Genomic DNA, 3,210 nt, shown 5'->3' with positions numbered 1-3,210 from the left:
GGAAAGGAAAATCCTACACCAATAAAATTCCCGTTTACTTGGATTTAAAACAAACAGAGAGCATCGCTTTCTCTGGCGATTAATAAATAAGATGGTTCTAATGCTAAATTATTATGGTTGTGATTACCATTTTCAAAAGTACATCGCTACTGCTCAATGGCGGTTTGAATCATATCTGTTCTCATTCAGGGAGCTAATGATTAATGTTGCGAGAGGTTTCTCGATGTCACCTGATTAATAAAAAATCGAGAATTAATTAAGCGTCGGTATGCAAAAAGCTGAAGCAAGCGGTCTGTAAAACCGTGACCCATGTGGTAAACAATGTTTGTTCGAATCAAACCCGGCGCACTACTCTCCTATCTGGAGAAATTTAAAATGAAAGCGAGTGAATTATAATTTTACTTATTAGCAAGAAGGAAGCCAAGCTTTTAGAATCTCAAGGTTACAAGTATTCAGACCACAAGAATTTTTATGATGCAGACCTATGTCATTCTGCAAACAAGCGTCACAGAAAGTATTATGCTGCTGAAAAGGTTGCTGTTTTAAAGGCCTTAAAAGCCATTCGTGGCAATTAAATTGTATGGGTGAAGAATACCGTGGTTTTGTAATACAACGCACAGAAACAGGCTATAGAGTGTGCAGAATTGATGATAAAAAGATACATACTCACATGAAAAATTATCATGCAAGCAAAAGGCTTATTGATAATGTAGTAGATAAAAAAATTCCACGTAGAGTAGGAAATTATTATCTATCGTCATTATCACGTTTAACAAATTCGGTTAATTATAAGAAAAAAGTAGATGAACTTCTTGATGTTAGGAAAAGAAAATCTCGTCAGAGATATTTCAATCCACATCGGAAGTCTTTTTAATTTGGAGGAAAAATAATGGCATTAAGCGTAAAAGAAACAAGCAAAACAGATTTTAAGATTAAAGGCTGTACTGTATCTGAAGGAAAGTTTTACGATGAAGGAACAGAAAAGAATTTGATTGATTTACTGGCAAAAACATTTGGCGAAGGTGTTGTATTTGATTTGGCGGCTACTACAAAGGTCGATGAAGAAATTGATATCAATGCTGTTAACGAAGATGAATAAGTTGGGCGGTGAAGAAAATAACTGATTTAAAAAAGAAGACAGGTGAAACAGAATTACAGTACATATGGAGACTTGGTTCAGCCAAGGATTCCGGTGCTCTTGATATTACATGGCCCAATTTAACAGATTTGTTTAATAAAGAGCTAAGAGATGAAACGGAAACTTGGACAGAATCAGCATACCGTAAAAAATTTCAGCAAGCAAAAGCTTTTTATGAAGAAGTTTTTTCTAAGATGGAGTCTGATGAATATAATAAAGAACTTATGGTACAGAAACGTGAGCTTGAGCGTGCTAAAATTGCTTTTAGAGATGAAAGAAACGCATGGCAAAAGCAGAATTATATTGATACTAGGGTAAATGAAAAGCTTAATATTCTTGAAGAAAAACTTCTTAATATTGGCAAGATGGAATTCTCTAATGTGAACAATATAGGTTTTAAAGATTCTGGTAACGACTTACTTGTTATTCTATCAGATCTTCATATTGGACAGTGCTTCTCTTCTACTTTTGGTGAATACAACTCAGAAATTGCAAAATTAAGACTTGAAAAATATTTATCACAAATATTAGAAATATCAAAGAGACATGATTCGGAAAAGTGTTTTGTTTCCGTACAAGGAGATTTGATTTCTGGTTCAATCCATAAGGCTATTGCAATTACCAATAGAGAAAATGTTATTGATCAAGTCAAAGTTGCAGCGGAATTAATATCGTCATTCTGTCACGAATTAAGCAAGCATTTTTCGGAAGTTGTAATATCAAATGTCTCTGGAAATCATTCAAGGATTGACCGAAAAGAAGACTCTTTGCATGATGAAAGACTTGATGATCTCATTGGCTGGATTTTAGAGAAACTGCTATTAAACGTGAATAATATAAAGATGTTGCATAACAACATTGATACCGGAATTTCGTGTATATCAATAAGAGGAAAAGACTACATTGGTGTACATGGAGACTTTGACTCTTTTAATAAAAGCGGAGTATCTAATTTGGTGATGTTGCTAGGCTACGTGCCATATGCCGTCACAATGGGACATATGCACACTTGCGCTGTTGACGAATGTAATGGTGTAAAAATGATAAGAGGTGGATCTTTAGCTGGTTCAGGAGATTCATATACAATTGAAAAGAGATTAAGCGGAAAGCCAAGTCAGATGGTTTGTATTTGTGATAAATACGGAGTAAAAGCATATTATCCAATCGAATTAATATAAATCATACATTTTCTTGGAATGTGGAATCGCATAGGCGGTTCTTTTTTTATTGGAGGGATCACTTTGGAACAATCAAAGACAATCGAATCATTAATAAAGTTTTATGAACTTATTTCATCTACTGATGTTTCACCACGGGCTAAAGAATATGTAGAATACCTCCCTCTCAGAATGGCGAAATCCATTATTTTTGATTTGGGTGCAAAGAATGCGAAAAAGATTGCAAATATAATTTTGGCTGTAGTAGATGAAGATTAGCGAATGACCGCTGGTCAATTAGAGGGTATTACAACCCTCTTCTTTTATTTAAAAAACAAAATTAAAAATAAGGAGATTTAACATATGAATCGAGCAGAATTAATTACGGCATTATCAGAAAAAACGGGAACAAGCAAGAAATCTCAGGACGAATTTGTATCTGCCTTTATTGAAACAGTGACAGAGGAACTTGCAAAAGGTGAAAAAGTGTCTCTTGTAGGATTCGGTACATTCAGTGTAACTGACGTTGCTGAAAGAACCGGTATTATTCAGATGGGTGAGCGTAAGGGAGACACTTATACTACTCCTGCACATAAGAAACCTTCATTTAAAGCGGGTAAACCGTTAAAAGATGGCGTAAATAAGTAGAGGTGGCGATCACATGTACGATATCACTATAAAGACAGTTGACCTCACGACGGATGAGATTGAAATTTTAAAGGAAGTTTTAGAGCTTCGCCAGGACAAATGTGTGTCCGTTGGTGAAATTACAACTATTGAAAACTTACTAGATAAGTTAGATTAACTCAATATACATATTTTTTGTATAAATATAAACTGTGGAATCTAGGAGAATGGGCGTAACAACCTACTCTCCTATTTTATTAAGTGAATACTTATTTGCTTGAGATTTTG

Annotated in this window: 6 protein-coding genes; all 6 read left to right on the top strand. The window is 34.5% G+C overall.

Annotation, left to right across the window (positions count from 1 at the left end):
* Positions 1-580: 580 nt before the first annotated feature.
* A complete protein-coding gene (locus tag FAY33_RS19010) occupies positions 581-874 on the top strand; it encodes a hypothetical protein (RefSeq protein ID WP_143323053.1) in 294 nt (97 codons plus the stop codon).
* 15 nt (positions 875-889) lie between these two features.
* Entirely contained in the window at positions 890-1,099 is a 210-nt protein-coding gene (locus FAY33_RS19005) for a hypothetical protein (protein ID WP_143323051.1), read from the top strand.
* A gap of 8 nt (positions 1,100-1,107) precedes the next feature.
* On the top strand, positions 1,108-2,316 hold the full coding sequence (locus FAY33_RS19000; RefSeq protein ID WP_243126852.1) for a hypothetical protein: 1,209 nt from the start codon (positions 1,108-1,110) through the stop codon (positions 2,314-2,316).
* A 63-nt stretch (positions 2,317-2,379) separates the two neighbouring features.
* Complete coding sequence (locus FAY33_RS18995; RefSeq protein ID WP_143323049.1) at positions 2,380-2,574, top strand: hypothetical protein; 195 nt, start codon at positions 2,380-2,382, stop codon at positions 2,572-2,574.
* 84 nt (positions 2,575-2,658) lie between these two features.
* On the top strand, positions 2,659-2,943 hold the full coding sequence (locus FAY33_RS18990; protein ID WP_143323047.1) for an HU family DNA-binding protein: 285 nt from the start codon (positions 2,659-2,661) through the stop codon (positions 2,941-2,943).
* A 13-nt stretch (positions 2,944-2,956) separates the two neighbouring features.
* Entirely contained in the window at positions 2,957-3,100 is a 144-nt protein-coding gene (locus FAY33_RS19740; protein ID WP_185967731.1) for a hypothetical protein, read from the top strand.
* The last annotated feature ends 110 nt before the right edge of the window (positions 3,101-3,210 follow it).

The organism is Clostridium sp. HBUAS56010 (assembly GCF_007115105.1).
Lineage (GTDB): Bacteria > Bacillota > Clostridia > Lachnospirales > Lachnospiraceae > Lacrimispora.
Note: the sequence above shows the minus strand (reverse complement) of the source record. Positions and strands in the feature narration are given on the sequence as shown.